This is a genomic window from Kitasatospora hibisci (genome assembly GCF_043950205.1).
In the GTDB taxonomy this organism is placed as follows: Bacteria; Actinomycetota; Actinomycetes; order Streptomycetales; family Streptomycetaceae; genus Kitasatospora; species Kitasatospora hibisci.
Window position 1 is genome coordinate 3694534 of record NZ_CP171642.1, and the last position, 20362, is coordinate 3714895.

A 20362-nucleotide genomic window follows, 5' to 3' on the forward strand; every position below is an offset into this window, starting at 1 on the left:
CTCGTGGGACTACGTGGGCTGAACAGCACGGATGCCGCGCCTCCAGGGTACAAACCCCGGTGACGCGGCATCCATTCCGTTCCGTACGGCGGGCCGGTCAGCCCTCCACGGGCGGCTCCGTCGGCAGCGGCGGAAGCTTCACCACGTCGACCTGGGGGGCGTCGGTGGCGGAGGTCGCGGCGCCGTTGGTCAGCGCCAGCTCCTTCGGCGACTGGACCGGCGGGCGGGTGGACGGCGTCCGGCGCGCGGATCCCGTCCAGGCCGGCCGGGCCGGGCGCTTGACGATCGGGGCGAAGATCTCGGCGATCTGCTCCTTGTTGAGGGTCTCCTTCTCCAGGAGCTCCAGGACCAGGTTGTCGAGCACGTCGCGGTTCTCGACCAGGATCTCCCAGGCCTCGTTGTGCGCGTTCTCGATGAGCTTCTTGACCTCTTCGTCGACCAGCCCGGCGACCTCTTCCGAGTAGTCGCGCTGGTGGCCCATCTCGCGGCCCAGGAACGGCTCCGAGTTGTCGCTGCCGAACTTGATCGCACCCAGGCGCTCGGTCATGCCGTACTGGGTGACCATGGCCCGCGCGGTGGCGGTGGCCTTCTCGATGTCGTTCGAGGCGCCCGTGGTCGGGTCGTGGAAGACCAGCTCCTCCGCCGCACGGCCGCCCAGCATGTAGGCCAGCTGGTCGAGCATCTCGTTGCGGGTGGTGGAGTACTTGTCCTCGTCCGGCAGCACCATGGTGTAGCCGAGGGCCCGGCCGCGGGACAGGATGGTGATCTTGTGCACCGGGTCGCTGTTCGGGCACGCCGCCGCCACCAGGGCGTGGCCGCCCTCGTGGTACGCGGTGATCTTCTTCTCCTTGTCGGACATGATCCGCGTGCGCTTCTGCGGACCGGCCACGACGCGGTCGATCGCCTCGTCCAGGATGCCGTTGTCGATCAGCTTCTTGTCCGAGCGGGCGGTCAGCAGAGCGGCCTCGTTGAGGACGTTCGACAGGTCCGCACCGGTGAAGCCGGGGGTGCGCTTGGCGACGGCCGAGAGGTCGACGTCCGGCGCGATCGGCTTGCCCTTCTGGTGCACCTTGAGGATGTCCAGCCGGCCCTGGAGGTCGGGGCGCTCGACGGCGATCTGGCGGTCGAAGCGGCCCGGGCGCAGCAGCGCCGGGTCCAGGATGTCGGGGCGGTTGGTCGCGGCGATCAGGATCACGCCGCCCTTGACGTCGAAGCCGTCCATCTCGACCAGCAGCTGGTTGAGGGTCTGCTCACGCTCGTCGTGGCCGCCGCCGAGGCCCGCACCGCGGTGCCGGCCGACGGCGTCGATCTCGTCGACGAAGACGATCGCCGGGGCGTTCGCCTTCGCCTGCTCGAAGAGGTCGCGGACGCGGCTGGCGCCGACACCGACGAACATCTCGACGAAGTCCGAGCCGGAGATCGAGTAGAACGGCACCCCGGCCTCGCCCGCGACGGCGCGCGCCAGCAGGGTCTTGCCGGTACCGGGCGGGCCGTAGAGCAGCACGCCCTTGGGGATCTTGGCGCCGACGGCCTGGAACTTGGCCGGCTCCTGCAGGAACTCCTTGATCTCGTGGAGCTCCTCGACCGCCTCGTCCGCACCGGCGACGTCCGCGAAGGTGGTCTTCGGGGTGTCCTTGGTGAGCAGCTTGGCCTTGGACTTGCCGAACTGCATGACGCGCGAGCCGCCGCCCTGCATCTGGTTCATCAGGAACAGGAAGACCAGGACGATGATCACGATGGGCAGCATCGACAGCAGCAGGCTGACGAAGGTGCTCTGCTTCTCCGGGCTGATGGTGTAGCCCTCGGGGAGCGTGTTCTGGTCGTTGTCGTTGATCTGCGCCTGCAGCTTGTCGGCGATCCCGACACCCTGGTCGCCGATGTACGAGGCCTGGAACTTGCTGCCGGACGGGGTCTTGCCCGTACCGGCGTCGGACAGCTTGGCGCCGTCCTTCAGCTGGATCTTGATCGTGTTCGAGTCACCAGTGGTGATCTGCGCCGACTTGACCTGCTTGGCGTCGATCGCCGCGACGACCTGCCCGGTGTCCACCGTCTTGTAGCCGTTCGAGTCCGAAACGACCTGCATCAGCACGATGACGGCGAGGACGGCCAGCACGATCCACATGATCGGCGCACGGAAGTATCGCTTGACGTCCATCCATGCGGGGCGTTGCCGCCCCGTCCCTCCTGCCACTCAACGGCGCCGCGGGGCTTTGGCCGCCGGCGCATCCGGTCTGTGCTCATGTGAAGAGCGGTTTATTGGACCGTACCGCAGTCCACCCCGCCAGTGGCGGGAGCACAGCGGCACGACATGTTTCCATTTCCCCCCGATCCAACGGGCGGGAACGGCGTACTGTTCCCGCCCGTAGCCCGAACGGGGCTCGCGGAGCGTGCCTCAGCCGCCGTAGACGTGCGGCGCGAGGGTCCCGATGAAGGGGAGGTTGCGCAGCTTCTCCGCGTAGTCGAGGCCGTAGCCGACCACGAACTCGTTGGGGATGTCGAACCCGACGTACTTGACGTCGATCTCGACCTTGGCCGCGTCCGGCTTGCGCAGCAGGGTGCAGACCTCCAGCGAGGCCGGTCCGCGCGAGCCCAGGTTGCCGAGCAGCCAGGAGAGCGTCAGGCCGGAGTCGATGATGTCCTCGACGATCAGGACGTCGCGGCCGGCGATGTCGGTGTCCAGGTCCTTGAGGATCCGGACGACGCCGGAGGACTTGGTGCCCATCCCGTACGACGAGACGGCCATCCAGTCCATGGTCACCTGCGAGTGCAGGGCCCGGGCGAGGTCGGCCATGACCATCACGGCCCCCTTGAGGACGCCGACGATCAGCAGGTCCTTGCCTGCGTAGTCCCGGTCGATGCGCTCGGCCAGCTCCAGGAGCTTGGCGTCGATCTCGTCCTTGCTGATGAGCACCTTCGCGAGGTCAGCGCCCATGTCGTTCTGGTCCACCGGGGATACGTCCTCAAACGTTCGGGGTCTGGATGGCCGGCGGCCGGCGCCCCCGGGCATGCCCGCCCGTCAGTCGCCCTGCCGCCGAAAGACCAGCGTGCCACACCTGCGGGTGGCTTCGACGCCCCCGGGTAGGTGAAGCGGCCCCTGGCCGCGCCATCCGGTGACCAGCAGGTCGATCGTTTCGAGGTGGCGCGCGAAGAGGTCCCCGGCCGGACAGCCCGCCCGAAGCGCGGCCCGGCGCAGTACCCGGCGGCGCACCGCGGGGGGCAGTTCGGCGAGTTTCACGGCGTCCAGGGTGCCCTCGCCCGTCCGGAGGTCTCGCTCGGCGAGCGCGGCCCACTGGTCCAGCGCGTCGGCGTCGTCGCGGAACAGCCGGGCGGTGCGGGCCAGCGCCTCCACCACGCCGCCGCCGAGGTGCTTCTCCAGCACCGGCAGCACCTCGTGGCGCACCCTGGAGCGGGTGTAGGCCGGGTCGCAGTTGTGCGGGTCGTCCCAGACCGGGATCGCCTGGGCGGAGCAGGCCTGCCGGGTGGCGGCCCGGTCCAGCTCCAGCAACGGGCGCCGGTAGCGGCCCTTCTGGGCCGGCATGCCGGCCAGCGAGCGGGCGCCGGAACCCCGGGCCAGGCCCAGCAGCACCGTCTCGGCCTGGTCGTCCCGGGTGTGGCCGAGCAGAACGGCGAGCGCGCCGTGGCGCTCGGCGGCCTCGTCGAGCGCCGCGTAGCGGGCGTCCCTCGCGGCGGCCTCGGGGCCGCCCGCCCTGCCGACCCGGACCGGGATCGCCTCGACCGGGTCGAGCCCGAGCGAGCGGAGCCGCTCGGCCACCTGCGCGGCGCGGTCGGCTGAGCCGGCCTGGAGACCGTGGTCGACGGTGACGGCGCCGAGCCGCAGACCGATCTTGGGGGCCTCGAAGGCGGCCGCGATGGCCAGCGCCATGGAGTCCGCACCGCCGCTGACGGCGACCAGGACCAGCGGTGAGCCGGGTGCGGCCGGGGTGCGGGGGAGCCCGGAGGGGTGGCGGTGTGCGTTGCCGATCAGGGTGGTGCCGGCGGTGGCGCCGACCAGCGGCGCCCCGCTCGGGCGCTCACCGGGCTCGCGCACGGGCGCGGTGAAGGTGGTGCCGGCCTCGGCGGCGAGGTCGGCGAGCGTGCGGCGTACGGCCAGGCGTATCGCGGCGACTGCGGGGTGTGGGCCCACGGCGGACGGCTCCTTGGCGGAGGGGACGGGACGGCGGTGGGCGCGGCGGGGACCGCGCATCTGTGAGCACCGTGTTACCGGGCGCTCACAGATGGTGGCAGAAAGGAGGCACCCGCTACGCCACCCGCGCCACCGGTACGACCACGGTCCCACGTTCGGGTGAATGGAGAAACGTATCTTCACCCGCCATCTGCGGGACTGGACCACTCGTACGAACGGGATCGACCGCTACCGACCGGTGGACGGGCAGGACCCGATCCGGGCGGGCGGGTCGCCCGGCGCCGAACGGGCGCAGCACCCCGCCCGGGCGGGTCACCTCCCCACGCGGGCGACCCAGGCGGCGGGGTCGTGGATCTCCTCCTTGGTCGGCAACGTGTTCGGGGAGGTCCAGACCCGGTTGAAGCCCTCCATGCCGACCCGCTCCACCACGCCGCGCACGAAGACCGCGCCGTCCTGGTACTGGCGGAGCTTGGCGTCCATGCCGAGCAGTCGGCGCAGCACCAGGTCCAGCCGGTTGGCGCCGCGGTCCCGGCGCTGCTGGAACTTCTCCCGGATCTCCGCCACGCTCGGCACCACCGCCGGGCCGACGCCGTCCATCACCACGTCCGCGTGGCCCTCCAGCAGCGACATCACGGCCGTCAGCCGGCCCAGGATCTCGCGCTGGGCGGGCGACTGGACGATCTCCAGCAGGCCGGTCGAGGTCTGCCCGGACTCGCCTCGGCCGCCGAGGCCTGGCAGGCTCCCGCCGAGCGTGCCGGCCGCGTCCCGCAGCCGGTCCAGCAGGGCACCCGGGTCGACGTCCGTCTCGGCGAGGAAGGACTGCACCTCGGACTGGATGTGGTCACGCAGCCAGGGCACCGCGGTGAACTGGGTGCGGTGGGTCTCCTCGTGCAGGCAGACCCAGAGCCGGAAGTCGGCCGGGTCGACGTCCAGCTCGCGCTCGACGTGCACGATGTTCGGCGCCACCAGCAGCAGCCTGCCGGGGCCGGGCCCCTCGGGGCCGAGCCGGGGCTTGTCGAAGAGCGCGGCCGGGCTGTCCGGAGCCTCCAGCGAGGGCTCGGCCGGGGCGAAGGTCTCGTACTGGCCGAGCACCTTGGTGGACAGGAAGGCCAGCAGCGCGCCCACCTCGATGCCGGTGGCCTTCTCCCCCACCGTGCCCAGGACGCCGGCGGTGGCGCTGTTGGCCCGGCGGGCCTGCAGCTTCTCCACCAGCGGCTGGACGACGGTGCGGAACCCCGCCACGTTGGCCCGCACCCAGCCGGGGCGGTCCACGATCAGGACCGGGGTCGCGGCGGCCTCGGCGAGGCTGCTGGAGCGCATGCCGGTGAACTCCCGCACGTGCTCCTCGGCCTCCAGGGCGTGCCGGCGCAGTTCGGCGACCACGGCCGCCGCCTCGGCGCGGCTCACCTCCGGCCCCGGCCGCACCAGCCTGGTCGCGGTCGCGACCGCGAGATTCCAGTCGACCATGTCGGCACCACCGCTCGCGCTCGTCATGCCCTCACCGTACGTGCTCGGACCCATCCAGGGGAGCCACCCGTGGCAACGGCCCGCGAACCGGAGCGGGCCCGGGACCTCCGGACGCCGCTGCGCCGGCCGGCCGGGAACTGACGGCGCGACAGCCGGTCAGTGGCAGCCGCAGGCGGCGATCCGGGCCACCACGCGGTCCATGGCGGCGCGCGCGGTGTCGGCCGGCGCGGTGGTCCTCGTCATCACGGCGAACACCAGCAGCCGGCCCTCACCGTCCACCACCGTGCCGGCCAGGGTGTTGACGCCGCTGAGACTGCCGGTCTTGGCCCGGACCAGGCCGGCCGCGTCGACCGCGCCCGAGCCGGATCCGAACCGCTTGCCGAGGGTGCCGGTGAACCCGGCGATCGGCAGGCCGGTGAGCACCGGACGCAGTGCCGGGTGCTGCTCGGAGGCGGCCAGCGCCAGCAGGTGGACCAGGACGGCCGGCGGGATCGCGTTGCCCGGGTGCAGCCCGCTGCCGTCGTTGAGCACCACGCCGGTCATCGGCACGCCGAGCCGGGCGAGCTCCTGGGTGACGGCGGTGGCGGCGCCCTCGAAGCTGGCCGGCTGGTGCGCGGCGAGCGCGGTCTGACGGGCGATCGCCTCGGCGAGGGTGTTGTCCGAGGTGGTCAGGAGCCGCTCGACCAGTCTGGCGATGGTCGGCGAGTCCACCCGGCCGAGCACGGGCGCGGTGGCGGCCGCCGGGGCGGTGGCGGGCCTGGCCCTGCCCTCGACGGTGACGCCCTCGGCCTTCAGCAGCGCGGCGAAGGCCTCGGCGGCCTGCCCGGCCGGGTCGGCGACGCGGGGCGGGGCGTCCTCCCGGCTCTTCGGGTCGACCTTGCCCTCGTCCACCATCAGCGGGGTGATCAGGGCGATGTTCTCGGCGTCGTGGTTCTTGTGCTGCGGGTTCCCGGAATAGAGCGAGAGGTCGTAGTCGAGCTTGACCACGGTGGTGCCGGCCGCCTTGAGCGCCGCCGCGGTCTGCCGGGCGAGCGCCTCCAGCGAGGCGGGGGCGGTGTCGGCGTCGGCGGGCAGGCCGCCGATCCGCACCTGGTCGGCGGGCAGCACGGTGAGGGTCGGATCGCCGCCACCCACCAGGGTGATCTCGCCGGGACCCGCGCCCTTGACGACCCGGGTGGTCAGCCGGGTGTCGGCCGGGATCAGCGAGAGAGCGGCGATCGAGGTCGCCAGCTTGGTGGTGGAGGCGGGCGTCGCCGGGGTGTTCTCGCCCGAGCCGTAGAGGAGCTGGCCACCGGCGGCGTCGGCGACGGCGAAGCTGACGGTGCCGAGGTTCTTGTCGCCGAGCGCGGCGGCGAGCGCCTGCTGGAGCCCCTTGGCGGTCGGCAGGCCGGTGGTCGGGCCGGCCTCGGCGAGCGCCAGGACGGCACCGGCGCCGGGCGCCGGGTGCGCGACGCCCGGGGAGGCCGCGGAGGAGGCCGGGGCCGGGGCGGAGGAACCGGCCGAGGGGGTCCGGGCGGCGGAGGGAGTCCCCGTCGGGCGGGGTGTCTCGGTGGCGCCCGTGCGCCCCCTGCCCCTGCCGTTGCCCCCCTTGTTGTCGTTGTCGTCGCCCGGTCTGCCGCCCCGGTCGTCGTCCTCGCCGTGGCCGGTGCTGTGCCCGCCGGGCGACGGGGAGGGCTGCGCCTGCGCGCCACCACCCGAGGTCAGCACCGTACCGGCGACCAGCAGCGCCACCCCGAACAGCCCGGCGGCCGTCCCCCTGCGGCGGCGTCCCGCCCCGACCCCTGCACCCACCGACCGGCCCCTTTCCTGAGCACTCACTCCCGTAGGAGACACTTGGATTCTGTCAGTCCCTACCTTGGAGGAACCGTTGGAGTTCGACGTCCTTATCGAAATCCCGAAGGGCTCTCGTAACAAGTACGAGGTCGACCACGAGACCGGTCGTCTGCGGCTCGACCGGATGCTCTTCACCTCGACCCGCTACCCGGCCGACTACGGCTACGTCGAGGGCACGCTCGGCGAGGACGGCGACCCGCTGGACGCCCTGGTCATCCTGGACGAGCCGACCTTCCCCGGTTGCCTGATCAAGTGCCGCGCGATCGGCATGTTCCAGATGACGGACGAGGCCGGCGGCGACGACAAGCTGCTCTGCGTCCCGGCGACCGACCCGCGCTGGGAGCACCTGCGGGACATCCACCACGTGTCGGAGTTCGACCGCCTGGAGATCCAGCACTTCTTCGAGGTCTACAAGGACCTGGAGCCCGGCAAGTCGGTCGAGGGTGCCAACTGGGTCGGCCGCGCCGAGGCCGAGGCCGAGGTCACCGCGTCGATCAAGCGCCTGGCGGAGCAGGGCGGTCACTGAGCCGTCGTGCCGATCTCGTTCGCCCAGAGCCGTTCGAGGTAGGTCGAGGCAGTCGGAGGCCGGGGTTCGCGGAGCAGTCCGCGTCCCCGGCCTTCGCCGTTCCCGGTGCGGGCCGGCTTGCCGGCACCGGCCGGCGACCGGTCGAGTCAGGTCGGGCCGGCCGTGATCCGGGGCCGATTCGGTCCCTGGAGGCCACGTGCCCGTCCCGCCGGAGCGCGGGTAGCGCGGGCGCCCGCCGTCGCGGCCGGACGGCCGGCGGACCGTCAGGCCTCGTCGTCCAGCCGGAAGCCGATCTTCAGGCCGACCTGGAAGTGCTGGATCCGGCCGTCCGCGAGGTGGCCCCGGACCTGGGTCACCTCGAACCAGTCGAGGTTGCGCAGCGTCCGGGACGCCCGCTCGACCCCGTTGCGGACGGCCGCGTCGATGGACTCGGTCGAGGACCCGACGATCTCGGTCACCCGGTACACGTGCTCGCTCATGACGACTCCCTCAGCTGTGCGACGGCCCCCGGTCCACCGTGCACCGCGTCCGGGCCGTCCGCACTCCGGGGACAGCCGGCCAGGGCGGCTCAGAAGGCGGCGCGGACCTCGCCCACCGGCACCCCGCCGCCGAGCAGCGGCGCGGCGCCGATCCGCTCCAGCGTGCCGTCCGCAGCCGTCACGCCCAGCCGGCGCAAAGCCGCCGCCAGGACCGGCCCGCGGGCCCGCTCGGCGCCGTCGTCGATCTTGAAGGCGAGCGCCCGGCCGTCCGGCAGCGCCACCACCTGCACCGCCTCGGCGCCCATCTTGGAGAGCACGCCCGGCACCGCCCGCATCAGCCAGGTGTCGGCCCGGCGGGTGCCGGCCACGTACTCGGGGTGCGCCCGCATCGCGTCCGCGACCCGGCGCTGCGGGGTGCCCTCCTCGGCGAGCAGCAGCGCGCGGTAGCCGCGGGCCAGGCCGGTCAGCGTGACGGCCAGCAGCGGCGCGCCGCAGCCGTCCACCCCGGCGTGCGCGACCGGCTCGCCGGTGGCCTCCTGCAGGGCCTCGCCGGCCAGCTGCTGGACCGGGTGGGCCGGGTCCAGGTAGCTGTCGGTGGGCCAGCCGTTGGCGACACAGGCGGCCAGCCAGCCGGCGTGCTTGCCGGAACAGTCCATCAGGATCGGCGCGCGCCCGCCGCCGGAGCGCAGGTGCCGCTCGGCCTCGGCCTCGTCCAGCGGGAGGTCCGCCGGGGTCCGCAGGGCGGACTCGTCCAGCCCGGCGATGGCGAGGATCCGCCGGACGCCGTCCTGGTGGAACGTTTCCGCAGAGTGGCTGGAGGCGGCCAGTGCCAGCAGCTCGCCCTCGATCTCCAGCCCCGCCCGCAGGGTGGCCACCGCCTGGAACGGCTTCGCGCACGACCGCGGGAACACCGGTGCTTCCGGCGAGCCGAGCGCGAACTCCACCGAGCCGTCGGCGGCGAGCAGCACCAGCGAACCGTGGTGCCGGCCCTCGGTGAAGCCCGACCGTATGACCTCGGCGAGGACGGGCAGGGCTGCGGAGTCGGTCATGGCGGAGGCCTTCCGGGGTGAGGGTGGACCGGGGGCGAGTCGGGCCCGCCCCCGCCCCCAGGGTGCCTCACCCGGTCAGAGCGGGCCGCCTGCGAGCAGGTCGTCGACCCGTGCTTCCCCATCACGGTACCTGCGGGTGATTTCCGCACTGCAGCCGTCCGCCGTCCGCAGCAGCAGCTGCCGTCGGCCGGACACCTCGCGCTCGTGCGCCCGGAGCCGGTCCAGCGCCGCCAGCAGTTCCTCCGCCGGGTGCGCGGCCAGGTCGGCCAGCTGGACGTCGCCCATCAGCGCGTCCGCCTCCACCTGTGACTGCAGGCCGCGCGGCGGACCCAGGGTGACGTGCCGGGCGGAGCGCCGCACGGTGGAGGGGGCGTCGGTGAGGATGGCCGGCAGCCGGTCCAGCAGCGCCCCGGCCGGGGCGCCCTCGGACCCCGCCGGCACCAGGACCGAGGCGCCGGGACGGCGGTCCAGCTCGGCCCGGAGGATGTCCATCCGCCCGTGCAGCAGGCGCCGCAGGTAGGAGAGGTCGGCCTCCTGCTCCAGGGTCTGCCGGCGCAGGGTCCGCAGCTGGTCCAGGCCGAGCCCCTCCAGGTCGGGCTCCCCCGCGGGCCCCGCCGCCGGGCCGCCCGCCGATGGCTCCCCCGGTGCCCGGCCGGCCGGCGGGCCGGGGACGCCTCCCGGCCGGACCGGGGCGGCGGGGCCCGCCGCCGGCTCCGCGCCCCCGGGGGCCCGCCCGTACCGGTCCTGTGCCGCGCTGCTCGCGTCCATCCACCAACCACCTGCCGTCGTCCGATCCCGCCCGCTCGCGGCACCCCGTCGCCTGCCGCCGGTCCGGCCCGTTCCCGGGCGGCCGTCGCACGCCCGTCGCGGCCGCCCGCCGATGGACGGGTCGTCCGATGGCACGCCCGGGCGCCCCCGCTGGTTCCCGCCGCCGGCCGGCACCACCCGCCGGGGCGACACCGCCCGAACACCCGATCCACCGACTCGGCCGCCCGGCCGAACCGGGCCCGGCGCGGCGGACCTTGACGCCCCGGACCCCTGGTACGGCCCCAGGGTGCCACCCCGCCCGGCGCCCGTGCACCGCCTGTGCACCCGAACGGCCCCCTGGCGAACGGGGGTGGCTGATATGACCGGGGCATTCCGCGGCGGGACCAGCGCCAAGCCGAGCGCGGGCGCACACCGTGCGGCGCGCGCCGCACCATCACGCGCCCCCTGGAGGCATCCGGGCGCCGCGCCGGGCGGTGCGGGCGGACGGCTTCGCCGAGGCCCGCCGCGCAGGCGCCGTACGATCGCGCGGCAGCAGGCCGGGGGGCCGTACGGCGGGCGGTCCGGCTCCGGCACAATGGCCGCATGCGAGCAGTGGTGCAGAGGGTGGCCGAGGCCCGGGTGACGGTGGCCGGCGAGACCGTCGGTGCGATCGAGGGGCCCGGGCTCTGCGTCCTGGTGGGCGTCACGCACGACGACACCCCCGCCGAGGCGGCCCAGCTGGCCCGCAAGCTCTGGACCCTGCGGCTGCTGGAGGCCGACGAGAACGGCGTCGAGCAGTCCTGCTCCGACCTGGCCGCGCCGCTGCTGGTGATCAGCCAGTTCACGCTCTACGGCGACGCCCGCAAGGGCCGCCGCCCCACCTGGAACGCCGCCGCCCCCGGCCCGGTCGCCGAGCCGCTGGTCGACGAGGTCGTCGCCCGGCTGCGCGCGCTCGGCGCCAAGGTGGAGACCGGCCGGTTCGGCGCGGACATGCAGGTCGCCCTGGTGAACGACGGCCCGTTCACCGTGCTCGTCGAGGTCTGAGGCCTCGCGGCCGCGGCCGACCGGTCTACTGCGGGACGATCACGTCCTGCGTCCCCGGCACCGTCCCGGCCAGCAGCACCGCGTCCACCGGCACGTTCCGCTTGACGATCGCCAGCGCGATCGGCCCCAGCTCGTGGTGGCGAGCCGAGGACGTCACGAAGCCCAGCGACCGGCCGTCCGGGTCCGAGGCGAGCCGCACCTCCGTCCCGTGCGGGGGCAGCACCTCCTCGGTGCCGTCCAGGTGCAGGAAGACCAGCCGGCGCGGCGGGCGGCCCAGGTTGTGCACCCGGGCGACCGTCTCCTGGCCCCGGTAGCAGCCCTTCTGCAGGTGGACGGCGGTCGCCAGCCAGTCCACCTCGTGCGGAATGGTCCGGTGGTCGGTCTCGAAACCCAGCCGCGGCCGGTGGCCCTCGATCCGCAGCGCCTCGTACGCCCAGACTCCCGCCGCCGGGCCGTAGCCCGCGGTCAGTTCCTCCAGCTCGGCGCGCGGCAGGAAGAAGTCCCGCCCGTACGGCAGCTCGCGCACCGCCGCCGCACCGTCCGCCGGGGCGGTCGAGCCGGCCGGCAGGTGCACCACCGCGTAGTCGGCGGTCGCGTCCGCCACCTCGACGCGGTAGAAGAACCTCATGCTCTCCAGGTAGCCGACCAGTGCCTGTTCGGTGCCCGGCTCGACGTGTGCCCAGGTGGTGGTGCCGTCGTCGACGAGGTAGAGCGCGTGCTCGACGTGCCCGTTCGCCGAGAGCACCAGCGCCTCGGTGGCCTGCTGCGGCGGCAGCGCGCTGACGTGCTGGGTGAGCAGCAGGTGCAACCAGCTCAGCCGGTCCTCACCGGTGACGGTGACCACGCCGCGGTGCGAGAGGTCCACGAAGCCCGCGCCCTGCGCGAGGCTGCGCTGCTCGCGGAAGATGTCGCCGTAGTGGGCGGCCACGCCCTCGTCGGTTCCCTCGGCGGGGACGGCACCGGGCAGCGCAAGCAGCGGGCTCTTCATACCGGCCAGCTTACGACCCGGCCTCCGCGCGCTTGGCGGTGCAGTCGGCGCAGCGGCCGAAGATGGCGAAATGCTTCAGGTCGGTGTCGAAGCCGTGCTGTTCGCGGAGGCTGTCGATCAGCGGCCGGGCGATCTCGGTACCCGTCTCGGTGACCTTCTCGCAGTCCCGGCAGACCAGGTGCAGGTGGTGGTGGCGGCCGGCCAGGTGGTACGTCGGGGCGCCGTGGCCGAGATGGGCGTGCGAGACCAGGCCGAGCTCCTCCAGCAGCTCCAGCGTCCGGTAGACGGTGGAGATGTTGATGCCGCTGGCGGTCTTGCGGACGTGGCCGAGGATGTCGTCCGGGGTCGCGTGGTCGAGCACGTCGACCGCCTCCAGGACGAGCTGGCGCTGGGGCGTGAGGCGGTAGCCGCGCTCGCGCAGGTCGGCCTTCCAGTCGCCGGAGAGCTGCCAGTCGGTGGTGCCGGTGTCCGCCACGGTGCTGTCCCTGCCAAGGTCGGGGGTCCTGAGGCAAGTGTAGGGACCGGCCGGCGGCCGGTCCCTACCTCCTGCGCACTTCGCGGGCTCCGTCCGGAGCCGGCTCAGCTCAGCGGAAGAACGCGATGCCGTCGTCCGGCAGGTCGTTGATGTCCTTGATCAGCTGCGCCGGGCTGAGCACCTTCTTCAGCTGCGCGGACATGTACGGGCGCAGCTCCACCTCGGGCGCCGACTTCTCGCCGACCCAGAGCAGTTCCTCGTTGACGAAGCCGTACAGGCGCTTGCCGCCGGAGTACGGCGCCGAGCCCTCGATCCGGGCGACGGCGTCGGTGGCGACCTCGACCTGCGGCTTGCCGTCGGCCAGCTCGCCGTACCAGACCTCGACGGTGCCGTCGTCGCGGACGGAGGAGATCTCGATCCCCCGGGCGCCGCTGGTGCCGTGGGCGTTGCTGGTGATACGCCAGAAGGCGTGCTCGTTCTCCAGCGGGCGGACCTTGTCGCCCTCCTCGTTCAGCACCCAGGTACGGGAGCGGAACTCGAGGAAGGGGCGACCGTCGTGCCGGAAGACGACTTCCTGGCCGAAGTTGCACTTCTCCGCGCCCAGGCCCTCCTCACCGGGCAGGGGGGCGTAGACGCCCGCGCCCTCCCAGGTGCCGAGGAGGAAGGCGAGCGGGACGACGTCCTTGTGGAGGTCAGAGGGGATCTCGATCATGTTCCTGGTAGCTGTCGTCGGTGTGGGACTGCTTCAACCGTACGGCAGCGGGTCAGCGCTGGCCCTGGTACAGCTTCATCACGGAGAAGATGGCGAACCAGGTGATCAGCACGGCCATGAGGGCCAGCAGACCGTCGAAGAACATTTCCAGACCGGACACGGGGGGCTCCCAGGCGGCGACAGTGTGGTGGATTTTGCTGGCGCTCACTCTATCCGCCGGGTGTCGGCGGGTCGCGGTGAGCCCCACCACGTCGCGGTTGCGGCGGGCGTCTGGTGAAGGCTCTAGGGTGACGTCATGTCGTCGAAGAAGCTCGTAGTCAAGGTCACGGCCGGGGCCGACGCGCCGGAGCGCTGCTCCCAGGCCTTCACGGTGGCGGCGGTCGCCGCGGCCAGCGGGGTCGAGGTCTCGCTCTGGCTGACCGGGGAGTCCTCCTGGTTCGCCCTCCCGGGACGCGCGGCGGACTTCGAGCTGCCGCACGCGGCGCCGCTGCCGGACCTGATCGAGTCGATCCTGGCGGGCGGCGGCGGCATCACGCTCTGCACCCAGTGCGCCGCCCGGCGCGGGATCGAGGAGAAGGACACCGTCGAGGGCGTCCGGATCGCGGGCGCGCAGGTCTTCGTCAGCGAGATCATGGCCGACGGCGTGCAGGCGCTCGTCTACTAGTCCCGGTACCCGTACCGCCGGTACCGCGCCGATGCGGGTCCACCCGGCCGGGCGTCACCGGTCGCGCCGTTCGCGGTCGGGGTGGTCCCGGTCGTGGCCGGGATCGTCCCACTTCGGGTCGTCCCAGCGCGGGTCGTTCCACCAGTCGTCCTCCGGGTCCCGCCGGTTGGCGAAGACCGCGGCGGCGGGCGGGATGACCATCGCGACCAGGCACATGCCGATCGCGGCCGGCACGGACCAGAACCGCACCACGCCCCAGGCCAGGACGAACAACCCGAGGCAGACGCCCATCATGGCGAAGTAGTAGCGGTGTCGCCGGTGTGCCTGCACCCCTCCACGGTATGCCTGAGGGCCCCTGCTCGGCAGGGGCCCTCAGTGCGTGTCCGTGGGCGGACCGGCGGTCGTCAGACCGCGATCGCGACCTCGGTCAGGTTGCCCTGGGAGGCGACCACCTGACGGTCCACGGTCTGGCCCGGGACCAGCGCGCGCAGCGTCCACTTGCCCGGGCGGGCGAAGAACCGGAACTGGCCGGTCGCCGAGGTGGGCACCTCGGCCGTGAACTCGCCGCCCTCGTCGAGCAGCCGGACGTAGCCGTTGACCGGCTCGCCGTCTCGGGTCACGGAACCCTGGATGATCGTCTCGTTCGCCACGTCAACTCCTGCCAGGTCCGGGCCGCCGGCCTTCGCACCGCACATGTCTTGTTCTTCCCTTCTGACTTACGCGTGGAGCCGGCGGCTCAGTTGCCGAGCTCGATCGGGACGCCGACGAGGCTGCCGTACTCGGTCCACGAGCCGTCGTAGTTCTTCACGTTCTCCTGGCCGAGCAGCTCGTGCAGCACGAACCAGGTGAGCGCGGAGCGCTCGCCGATGCGGCAGTAGGCGATGGTGTCCTTCGCCAGGTCGATGCCCTCGGCCTCGTACAGCGCCTTGAGCTCGTCGTCGCTCTTGAAGGTGCCGTCGTCGTTGGCGTTCTTGGCCCACGGGATGTTCCGGGCGCTCGGCACGTGGCCGGGGCGCTGCGACTGCTCCTGCGGGAGGTGGGCCGGGGCGAGCAGCTTGCCCGAGAACTCGTCGGGCGAGCGGACGTCGACCAGGTTCAGGGTGCCGATGGCGGCCACCACGTCGTCGCGGAAGGCGCGGATCGAGGAGTCGACGGCCTGCGCCTTGTACTCGGTCGCGGCGCGCTGCGGCACCTCGGAGACCAGGTCGCGGGAGTCGAGCTCCCACTTCTTGCGGCCGCCGTCCAGCAGGCGGACGTCGCCGTGGCCGTACAGCTTGAAGTACCAGTAGGCGTACGAGGCGAACCAGTTGTTGTTGCCGCCGTAGAGCACGACGGTGTCGTCGTTGGCGATGCCCTTGGCGCTGAGCAGCGCCTCGAAGCCGGCCTGGTCGATGAAGTCGCGGCGCACCGGGTCCTGGAGGTCCTTCTTCCAGTCGATCCGGACGGCGTTGCGGATGTGGTTCTTTTCGTAGGCGGAGGTGTCCTCGTCGACCTCGACGATGACGACCTTCGGGTCGTCCAGGCGGGCCTGGACCCAGTCGGCGTCGACCAGGACGTCGCTGCGGCTCATGGTGGTGTCTCCATCCGGGGGCGGTTGGCGGAAGGTGGTGCTGCTACGGGGGTCCCCCGGCCGGGGCCGAGGAGGTGCTGCGGGTCGCCCGGTGGCGACTGGTCCGAATCCCTGTCCGAATGCTGGGACGACGGAGGGTGCGCGGTACGGTCGGGCGGTGCTCTGCGGGGTACGGCCGGGACGGGCGGGCGGGACGCCGGCCCTGGTCACCGGGGAATTCGGCGGCGGGCAGCAACTGCCCTGCCACTACGCCGAGTTAGCGCATTCGACACAGACAGGCGGCCACGCGGCACAGGTCTACCGCCCGCCGCTTCGTGAGGTCCGTCTGTCGCTTCATGCCGACGATGCTAGGGACACCGGACGCCCGCTGTCATCAGCGTATCGAATAGCGAGACCAAAACATTCGCATAGTGGGATTTGGCCATTTCGCGGGCGGCGGGCACCGGCCGGGGGCCACCCGGAGGCCCGCGCGGGGTCGGGAACGGCACCGCTCCACGGCCGGCGCTGGACAGCGCGTCTCGCGGAGCGGAACGGTCGGGAGGACCGGGACGGGCGGCCGAACCGCGGCCGGGGGCACGGGGCGGCCGGGGGCCCGGGGCGGGCGGCGGCCCGGGGCGGGCGGCGGCACGGGGCAGCGCTCAGCCGATGAGCTTGAAGTCCTTGCCGTCGAAGTTCAGCCGGACGCCGTCCTCCTGGGGCGAAACCCCGGCCAGGTTGAGCCCGGCCGGCAACGCCGAGAGGGTGAAGCTGATCGGCTCGATCTTCTGGTCGGACAGGCCCGCCAGCATTCCGGCCACCCCGCTGAGCCTGAAGCCGTCCACCGTGACGGTGTCGCCCTGGCTGTGCAGCACGCCCTCACCGACCGGGAGCGGACCCATCGAGGCCTTGATCCTGCCCGGGCCGCCGTACGAGAGGCTCAACCGGGTGTTCCCGCCGATCTGGAGCTTGCCCGCGCTCGGCACCAGCTGGGACGCCGGCGGCAGCAGCTGGGACAGGTCCGCGTACGTGATCAGGCCGGTGCCGCTGCCGTGGTCCACGGTGGCGCTCGTCATACTGCCGCTCACCCCGACCCCCGACAGCTCGGCCTTGAAGGAGTGCAGGGCCACCCGGCGGCTGCCGTCGCCCACGGTCAGCCCGTCCGCCGAGATCCGGACGTCGTCCAGCTTCATCGACAGGGCCTGGGTCAGGAACGGGAAGCCCTCGATCGACACGTCGGGGCGCTTGCTCATCCGGCCGCTCTTCAGCAACTGGTCGGCGGCCTCGTCCTCGGCCACGCCGACGGCGATCCGGTCGGCGCCCGCCAGCAGACCGCAGAGCACCCCCACGACGATCGTCGCTTTCAGCCAACCGCGCATCGCTCTCCCCCGTCGTCGCCTGTCGTCGTCCTGCCGGTGCCGTCCTGCCGTGCTGTCCTACCGGTCGTCGGCGCACCCGGTGGCTGTCCTCGCCCGGTCGCGGCCGTCCGGTACGGCCGCTTCCGCACAACCGTCCGCTTCCGTACGACCGTACGACGTCCCGCCCCGGAGCATGGTTCCGGAGCGCGACGTCGTACGGGTGCGGCGCCGTGGACGGCTGCCGGCCCGGGCGGGTGCCCGGTGCGGCGCCGGGGTCAGCCGGCCAGCAGGCGGGTCGCGATCCAGACCAGCGGCGCGGCCACCGCCAGCGGCAGCGCCACGCCCGCCGTCATGTGCACGAAGCGGGACGGGAAGTCGTACGCGGCCACCCGGCGGCCGGCCAGCGCGCCGAGGCCCGCGAGGGCGCCCAGCGCCGGCGGCGCGCCCACGGCCAGACCGAACACCACCGCCGCGACCAGGCCGAGCACCGGCCCCAGCTGCTTCGGGCCGGGCAGCGGCGCCGCGGCCAGCACGGTGGCCAGCGCGACCGCGCCGACCGCCGCCGGCACCCAGTCGGCCAGCAGCAGCGCGGTGCAGAGCACCGTCACCACGGTGGCCGAGCCGAGCACGGTCAGCGCGTAGAACCGCTCCTTCGGGTCCGCCGGCCGGAACGTCTGCAGCACCATCACCAGCAGGAAGAACCCGCCGAGGGTGCCGACCACGGCCGCCGCGCCGCCGTTCGCGTCGGCCAGCAGCACCGCCGCGTCGGCGGTCAGGCCGGCCAGGGCGGCGAGCGCGATGCCCTGGCGGGCTGGCCACATGCCGTTCAGTCGGAACCAGCCGGCCGCCGTCAGCACCTGGAGCGGTGCCAGGGCCAGCGCGAGCCCGACCTGACCGAGCGCTGCACCGCCGGCGAGCAGTGCGGCGACGCCCGCGGTGATCAGGGCCGGCTGAAGGCCCGGGTCGATGATCGGCGAGCCGGTCCGGGCCGCCGGTGCGGGCGCGGCCGGCACTCCGGGCTGCGCCGGGACCGCACTGGGCGCAGGCACGGCCGCATACGGCCCGCCGGGGGCCTGCGGTGCGTGCCCGGCCGGGGGCGCCGGGCGCTTGAGCGTCATGGTCGGCGGGTCGAAGACCTGGGCCGGGGCGCCGCCGGGCGCCGGGCCGGACACCACGACCGGCGGCAGCAGGGTGGTGGCCGCGGCGTCGTCCGTCGCCGGGGCCGGCGGACGGGGCGGCTGCCCGTACGCCGGGCCGCCGTACGGCTGCGCGCCGTGACCCGGGAGGCCGTGGCCCGGTGCGTGGCCCGGCGCCCCGTACGGGTCCGGCGCGTAGCCCTGCCCGGGGGCGTACGGCTGCGCCGCGTGCCCCTGTCGTGCCTCCGGCTCCGGCACGTACGCCTGCTGCGGGTCGAACGCCTGCTGCGCCTGGTACGGGTGCTGGGCGTCGTACGCCTGCGGGGTCGGGGCCTGCGGGAACTGCGGCTGCTCTGGCTGCCCCGGCGCCTGCGGCTGCGGGAACGGCGGCTGCGCGGGCCGGGCCTGCGGGTACGGCGGCTGCGGCCAGCCGCCCTGGGCACCGTGCACCTGGTTCGGATCCGTCACGCCGCTCACCCTCCCGCGAACGGCGGGAGAACCTCGACCGTCCCGCCCTCGGTGAGGGCCACGGTCGCGTGGTCGCGGCCGCCGACCGGTGAGCCGTCCACCAGGTAGGAGCAGTGTCCGAGCAGCCGGACGAGCTTCGGCCGGTCCGCGTGCCGCTCCTTGGCCCCGGCCAGCGCCTCCGCCAGGGTCGCCGCCTCGTACGGCTCCTCGGCCAGCCCGGCCTCCGACTTGGCCGCCGCCCAGTAGCGGATCGTCCCGCTCACCCGGGCGGCCTCCGCCGGCTCCGTGGTCGCGCCCATGGCAACCCCTTCTCGTCGTCCTCGCCCGCGACCGGTGCCCGGTCGGGCCGCCACCGGAGCGGCCGAACACCACCCGAAAGGGGTATGCGCGCGGTGCCGCCGATGTGCGTCCCATGATGGCGTGTCCGTCACCGCGACCGGCAATCGCCCCGGTCCGGGGGCCTCCCGCGGACCGCCGGGGCTGTGGCCAGGCTCACCCCGGGTGCACCCGGTTCGCCCGATGCGCCGCTTTCGGACCCTCCCGGTACGGGAGCCGGTCGGCTATTCTCGTGCCCTGAGGGATCCGGGCAGAGTCGCCCCCGGATCCTTTTGTGCTTTCAGGACGCCAGTACGGACGTTCTTGCGATTCGTCGGCCCACCCCCGGCGCACCGCAGGGACCGCCCCGCCATTCGCGGCACAACGACGTGCCCGGACCCGGCCGGGGTGTTCGGACACCCGGCGCCGGGCCGCCGCCCGGTGCCGGACAGACCGGAAGGTTCGCGGGATGAGCAGGGCAGGAGCGGTGCCACGGGGGTTGCGGGACCCCCGGTGCGCGAACCGTCCCGCCGTGCACGCCGGCGAATCCTCCGGAGGAGACCAGGCGTCCGCTCTCCCCCTCACCTCAGCACGAGCGCCATCCGGCTGTGGCGGCAGCCGCAACGCGACCGCGACGACCCGGAAAGGGGACTACCGGGTATGAGTTCTCTGCTCCTCCTCACCAACGCACTGCAGCCCTCCGCGGAGGTCCTGCCGGCCCTGGGCCTGCTGCTGCACAACGTCCGGGTGGCCCCGGCCGAGGGATCGGCCCTGGTCGACACCCCCAGCGCCGACGTCATCCTGGTCGACGGCCGGCGGGACCTGCCGCAGATCCGCAGCCTCTGCCAGCTGCTGCGCTCGACCGGGATCGGCTGCCCGCTGGTCCTGGTGGTCACCGAGGGCGGCCTGGCGGCCGTCACCGCCGAATGGGGCATCGACGACGTCCTGCTGGACACCGCCGGCCCCGCCGAGGTCGAGGCCCGGCTGCGGCTCGCCCTCGGACGGCGGCTGCAGGAGTCCGTCGACGACAGCCCGATGGAGATCCGCAACGGCGACCTCTCCGTCGACGAGGCCACCTACTCCGCCAAGCTCAAGGGCCGGGTGCTCGACCTCACCTTCAAGGAGTTCGAACTGCTCAAGTACCTCGCCCAGCACCCCGGCCGGGTCTTCACCCGGGCGCAGCTGCTGCAGGAGGTCTGGGGCTACGACTACTTCGGCGGCACCCGGACGGTCGACGTCCACGTCCGGCGGCTGCGCGCCAAGCTCGGCGTCGAGCACGAGGGGCTGATCGGCACGGTGCGCAACGTCGGCTACCGCTTCGTCGTCCCGGAGAAGGGCGAGAAGGGCGAGCGCGCCGAGCTCGCCCACCGCGCGCCGGCCCCGGCGGAGGCCTGACCGCAGGCCGGGCGGG

The 20362-nt window shown here is 73.5% G+C and carries 22 protein-coding genes; 4 read left to right on the forward strand and 18 right to left on the reverse strand.

What is annotated here, in order from left to right; all coding sequences use genetic code 11:
* Nucleotides 1-97: 97 nt before the first annotated feature.
* The 5 genes from ftsH to dacB all read right to left on the reverse strand — a co-directional run bounded on the left by ftsH (nt 98) and on the right by dacB (nt 7402).
* On the reverse strand, nt 98-2155 hold the full coding sequence (gene ftsH, locus ACF9IK_RS15725) for an ATP-dependent zinc metalloprotease FtsH (protein WP_395294829.1): 2058 nt from the start codon (nt 2153-2155) through the stop codon (nt 98-100).
* 237 nt (nt 2156-2392) lie between these two features.
* Nucleotides 2393-2947: a hypoxanthine phosphoribosyltransferase gene (gene hpt / locus ACF9IK_RS15730; protein ID WP_030059589.1), complete on the reverse strand. Its 555-nt coding sequence runs from the start codon at nt 2945-2947 to the stop codon at nt 2393-2395.
* A gap of 69 nt (nt 2948-3016) precedes the next feature.
* Nucleotides 3017-4144, reverse strand: a complete 1128-nt coding sequence (gene tilS / locus ACF9IK_RS15735; protein WP_395294830.1) for a tRNA lysidine(34) synthetase TilS — start codon at nt 4142-4144, stop codon at nt 3017-3019.
* A gap of 312 nt (nt 4145-4456) precedes the next feature.
* On the reverse strand, nt 4457-5638 hold the full coding sequence (locus ACF9IK_RS15740; protein WP_395294831.1) for a zinc-dependent metalloprotease: 1182 nt from the start codon (nt 5636-5638) through the stop codon (nt 4457-4459).
* Nucleotides 5639-5767: 129 nt separating this feature from the next.
* Entirely contained in the window at nt 5768-7402 is a 1635-nt protein-coding gene (gene dacB / locus ACF9IK_RS15745; RefSeq protein ID WP_395294832.1) for a D-alanyl-D-alanine carboxypeptidase/D-alanyl-D-alanine endopeptidase, read from the reverse strand.
* A gap of 76 nt (nt 7403-7478) precedes the next feature.
* Between dacB and ACF9IK_RS15750 the strand changes: the two genes are divergently transcribed.
* A complete protein-coding gene (locus ACF9IK_RS15750) occupies nt 7479-7970 on the forward strand; it encodes an inorganic diphosphatase (RefSeq protein WP_030244505.1) in 492 nt (163 codons plus the stop codon).
* A 263-nt stretch (nt 7971-8233) separates the two neighbouring features.
* On the opposite strand, the gene ACF9IK_RS15755 is transcribed toward ACF9IK_RS15750, so the two are convergent.
* From ACF9IK_RS15755 to ACF9IK_RS15765, 3 genes are all read right to left on the reverse strand, one after another.
* A complete protein-coding gene (locus ACF9IK_RS15755) occupies nt 8234-8449 on the reverse strand; it encodes a dodecin (RefSeq protein ID WP_238861161.1) in 216 nt (71 codons plus the stop codon).
* A gap of 89 nt (nt 8450-8538) precedes the next feature.
* On the reverse strand, nt 8539-9498 hold the full coding sequence (locus ACF9IK_RS15760; RefSeq protein ID WP_395294833.1) for an asparaginase: 960 nt from the start codon (nt 9496-9498) through the stop codon (nt 8539-8541).
* Between the two features lie 75 nt (nt 9499-9573).
* Nucleotides 9574-10266, reverse strand: coding sequence for an ABC transporter substrate-binding protein (locus ACF9IK_RS15765; protein WP_395294834.1), 693 nt, complete (start codon nt 10264-10266; stop codon nt 9574-9576).
* A gap of 582 nt (nt 10267-10848) precedes the next feature.
* Here ACF9IK_RS15765 and dtd point away from each other — a divergent pair.
* The gene (gene dtd, locus ACF9IK_RS15770; protein ID WP_395294835.1) at nt 10849-11289 is read left to right on the forward strand and encodes a D-aminoacyl-tRNA deacylase; all 441 of its coding nucleotides are present in this window, start codon (nt 10849-10851) and stop codon (nt 11287-11289) included.
* A gap of 25 nt (nt 11290-11314) precedes the next feature.
* On the opposite strand, the gene ACF9IK_RS15775 is transcribed toward dtd, so the two are convergent.
* From ACF9IK_RS15775 to ACF9IK_RS15785, 3 genes are all read right to left on the reverse strand, one after another.
* Nucleotides 11315-12277 (reverse strand): YgfZ/GcvT domain-containing protein, encoded by a 963-nt coding sequence (locus ACF9IK_RS15775; RefSeq protein ID WP_395294836.1) that lies wholly within the window; start codon nt 12275-12277, stop codon nt 11315-11317.
* Nucleotides 12278-12287: 10 nt separating this feature from the next.
* On the reverse strand, nt 12288-12752 hold the full coding sequence (locus tag ACF9IK_RS15780; RefSeq protein WP_395294837.1) for a Fur family transcriptional regulator: 465 nt from the start codon (nt 12750-12752) through the stop codon (nt 12288-12290).
* Nucleotides 12753-12861: 109 nt separating this feature from the next.
* The gene (locus ACF9IK_RS15785; protein WP_395294838.1) at nt 12862-13464 is read right to left on the reverse strand and encodes an FABP family protein; all 603 of its coding nucleotides are present in this window, start codon (nt 13462-13464) and stop codon (nt 12862-12864) included.
* 295 nt (nt 13465-13759) lie between these two features.
* Here ACF9IK_RS15785 and ACF9IK_RS15790 point away from each other — a divergent pair, with 295 nt between their 5' ends.
* Nucleotides 13760-14128, forward strand: a complete 369-nt coding sequence (locus ACF9IK_RS15790; protein ID WP_395294839.1) for a DsrE family protein — start codon at nt 13760-13762, stop codon at nt 14126-14128.
* A 54-nt stretch (nt 14129-14182) separates the two neighbouring features.
* Here the strand turns inward: ACF9IK_RS15790 and ACF9IK_RS15795 are convergent, their stop codons facing one another.
* From ACF9IK_RS15795 to ACF9IK_RS15825, 7 genes are all read right to left on the reverse strand, one after another.
* On the reverse strand, nt 14183-14458 hold the full coding sequence (locus tag ACF9IK_RS15795) for a DUF3099 domain-containing protein (protein WP_395294840.1): 276 nt from the start codon (nt 14456-14458) through the stop codon (nt 14183-14185).
* Nucleotides 14459-14532: 74 nt separating this feature from the next.
* A complete protein-coding gene (locus ACF9IK_RS15800; protein WP_093861460.1) occupies nt 14533-14823 on the reverse strand; it encodes a DUF1416 domain-containing protein in 291 nt (96 codons plus the stop codon).
* A 41-nt stretch (nt 14824-14864) separates the two neighbouring features.
* On the reverse strand, nt 14865-15698 hold the full coding sequence (locus tag ACF9IK_RS15805; RefSeq protein ID WP_395294841.1) for a sulfurtransferase: 834 nt from the start codon (nt 15696-15698) through the stop codon (nt 14865-14867).
* A 256-nt stretch (nt 15699-15954) separates the two neighbouring features.
* Nucleotides 15955-16035: an Ms5788A family Cys-rich leader peptide gene (locus ACF9IK_RS15810; RefSeq protein ID WP_350517234.1), complete on the reverse strand. Its 81-nt coding sequence runs from the start codon at nt 16033-16035 to the stop codon at nt 15955-15957.
* Between the two features lie 301 nt (nt 16036-16336).
* Nucleotides 16337-17053 (reverse strand): LmeA family phospholipid-binding protein, encoded by a 717-nt coding sequence (locus tag ACF9IK_RS15815; RefSeq protein ID WP_395294842.1) that lies wholly within the window; start codon nt 17051-17053, stop codon nt 16337-16339.
* Nucleotides 17054-17307: 254 nt separating this feature from the next.
* Nucleotides 17308-18636: a hypothetical protein gene (locus ACF9IK_RS15820; protein WP_395294843.1), complete on the reverse strand. Its 1329-nt coding sequence runs from the start codon at nt 18634-18636 to the stop codon at nt 17308-17310.
* Nucleotides 18637-18641: 5 nt separating this feature from the next.
* Nucleotides 18642-18935: a MoaD/ThiS family protein gene (locus ACF9IK_RS15825; protein WP_238861137.1), complete on the reverse strand. Its 294-nt coding sequence runs from the start codon at nt 18933-18935 to the stop codon at nt 18642-18644.
* A gap of 676 nt (nt 18936-19611) precedes the next feature.
* Between ACF9IK_RS15825 and ACF9IK_RS15830 the strand changes: the two genes are divergently transcribed.
* Entirely contained in the window at nt 19612-20346 is a 735-nt protein-coding gene (locus ACF9IK_RS15830) for a winged helix-turn-helix transcriptional regulator (protein ID WP_395294844.1), read from the forward strand.
* Nucleotides 20347-20362: the final 16 nt, after the last annotated feature.

Coding starts and splice junctions, on each gene's coding strand:
- ACF9IK_RS15830 (WP_395294844.1), top strand. CDS start 19,612: ATGAGTTCTCTGCTCCTCCTCACCAACGCACTGCAGCCCTCCGCGGAG.
- dtd (WP_395294835.1), top strand. CDS start 10,849: ATGCGAGCAGTGGTGCAGAGGGTGGCCGAGGCCCGGGTGACGGTGGCC.
- ACF9IK_RS15765 (WP_395294834.1), bottom strand. CDS start 10,266: ATGGACGCGAGCAGCGCGGCACAGGACCGGTACGGGCGGGCCCCCGGG.
- ACF9IK_RS15775 (WP_395294836.1), bottom strand. CDS start 12,277: ATGAAGAGCCCGCTGCTTGCGCTGCCCGGTGCCGTCCCCGCCGAGGGA.
- ACF9IK_RS15815 (WP_395294842.1), bottom strand. CDS start 17,053: ATGCGCGGTTGGCTGAAAGCGACGATCGTCGTGGGGGTGCTCTGCGGT.
- ACF9IK_RS15760 (WP_395294833.1), bottom strand. CDS start 9,498: ATGACCGACTCCGCAGCCCTGCCCGTCCTCGCCGAGGTCATACGGTCG.
- ACF9IK_RS15800 (WP_093861460.1), bottom strand. CDS start 14,823: ATGTGCGGTGCGAAGGCCGGCGGCCCGGACCTGGCAGGAGTTGACGTG.
- ftsH (WP_395294829.1), bottom strand. CDS start 2,155: ATGGACGTCAAGCGATACTTCCGTGCGCCGATCATGTGGATCGTGCTG.
- ACF9IK_RS15790 (WP_395294839.1), top strand. CDS start 13,760: ATGTCGTCGAAGAAGCTCGTAGTCAAGGTCACGGCCGGGGCCGACGCG.
- ACF9IK_RS15740 (WP_395294831.1), bottom strand. CDS start 5,638: ATGACGAGCGCGAGCGGTGGTGCCGACATGGTCGACTGGAATCTCGCG.
- ACF9IK_RS15785 (WP_395294838.1), bottom strand. CDS start 13,464: ATGATCGAGATCCCCTCTGACCTCCACAAGGACGTCGTCCCGCTCGCC.
- ACF9IK_RS15755 (WP_238861161.1), bottom strand. CDS start 8,449: ATGAGCGAGCACGTGTACCGGGTGACCGAGATCGTCGGGTCCTCGACC.
- ACF9IK_RS15825 (WP_238861137.1), bottom strand. CDS start 18,935: ATGGGCGCGACCACGGAGCCGGCGGAGGCCGCCCGGGTGAGCGGGACG.
- ACF9IK_RS15805 (WP_395294841.1), bottom strand. CDS start 15,698: ATGAGCCGCAGCGACGTCCTGGTCGACGCCGACTGGGTCCAGGCCCGC.
- ACF9IK_RS15810 (WP_350517234.1), bottom strand. CDS start 16,035: ATGAAGCGACAGACGGACCTCACGAAGCGGCGGGCGGTAGACCTGTGC.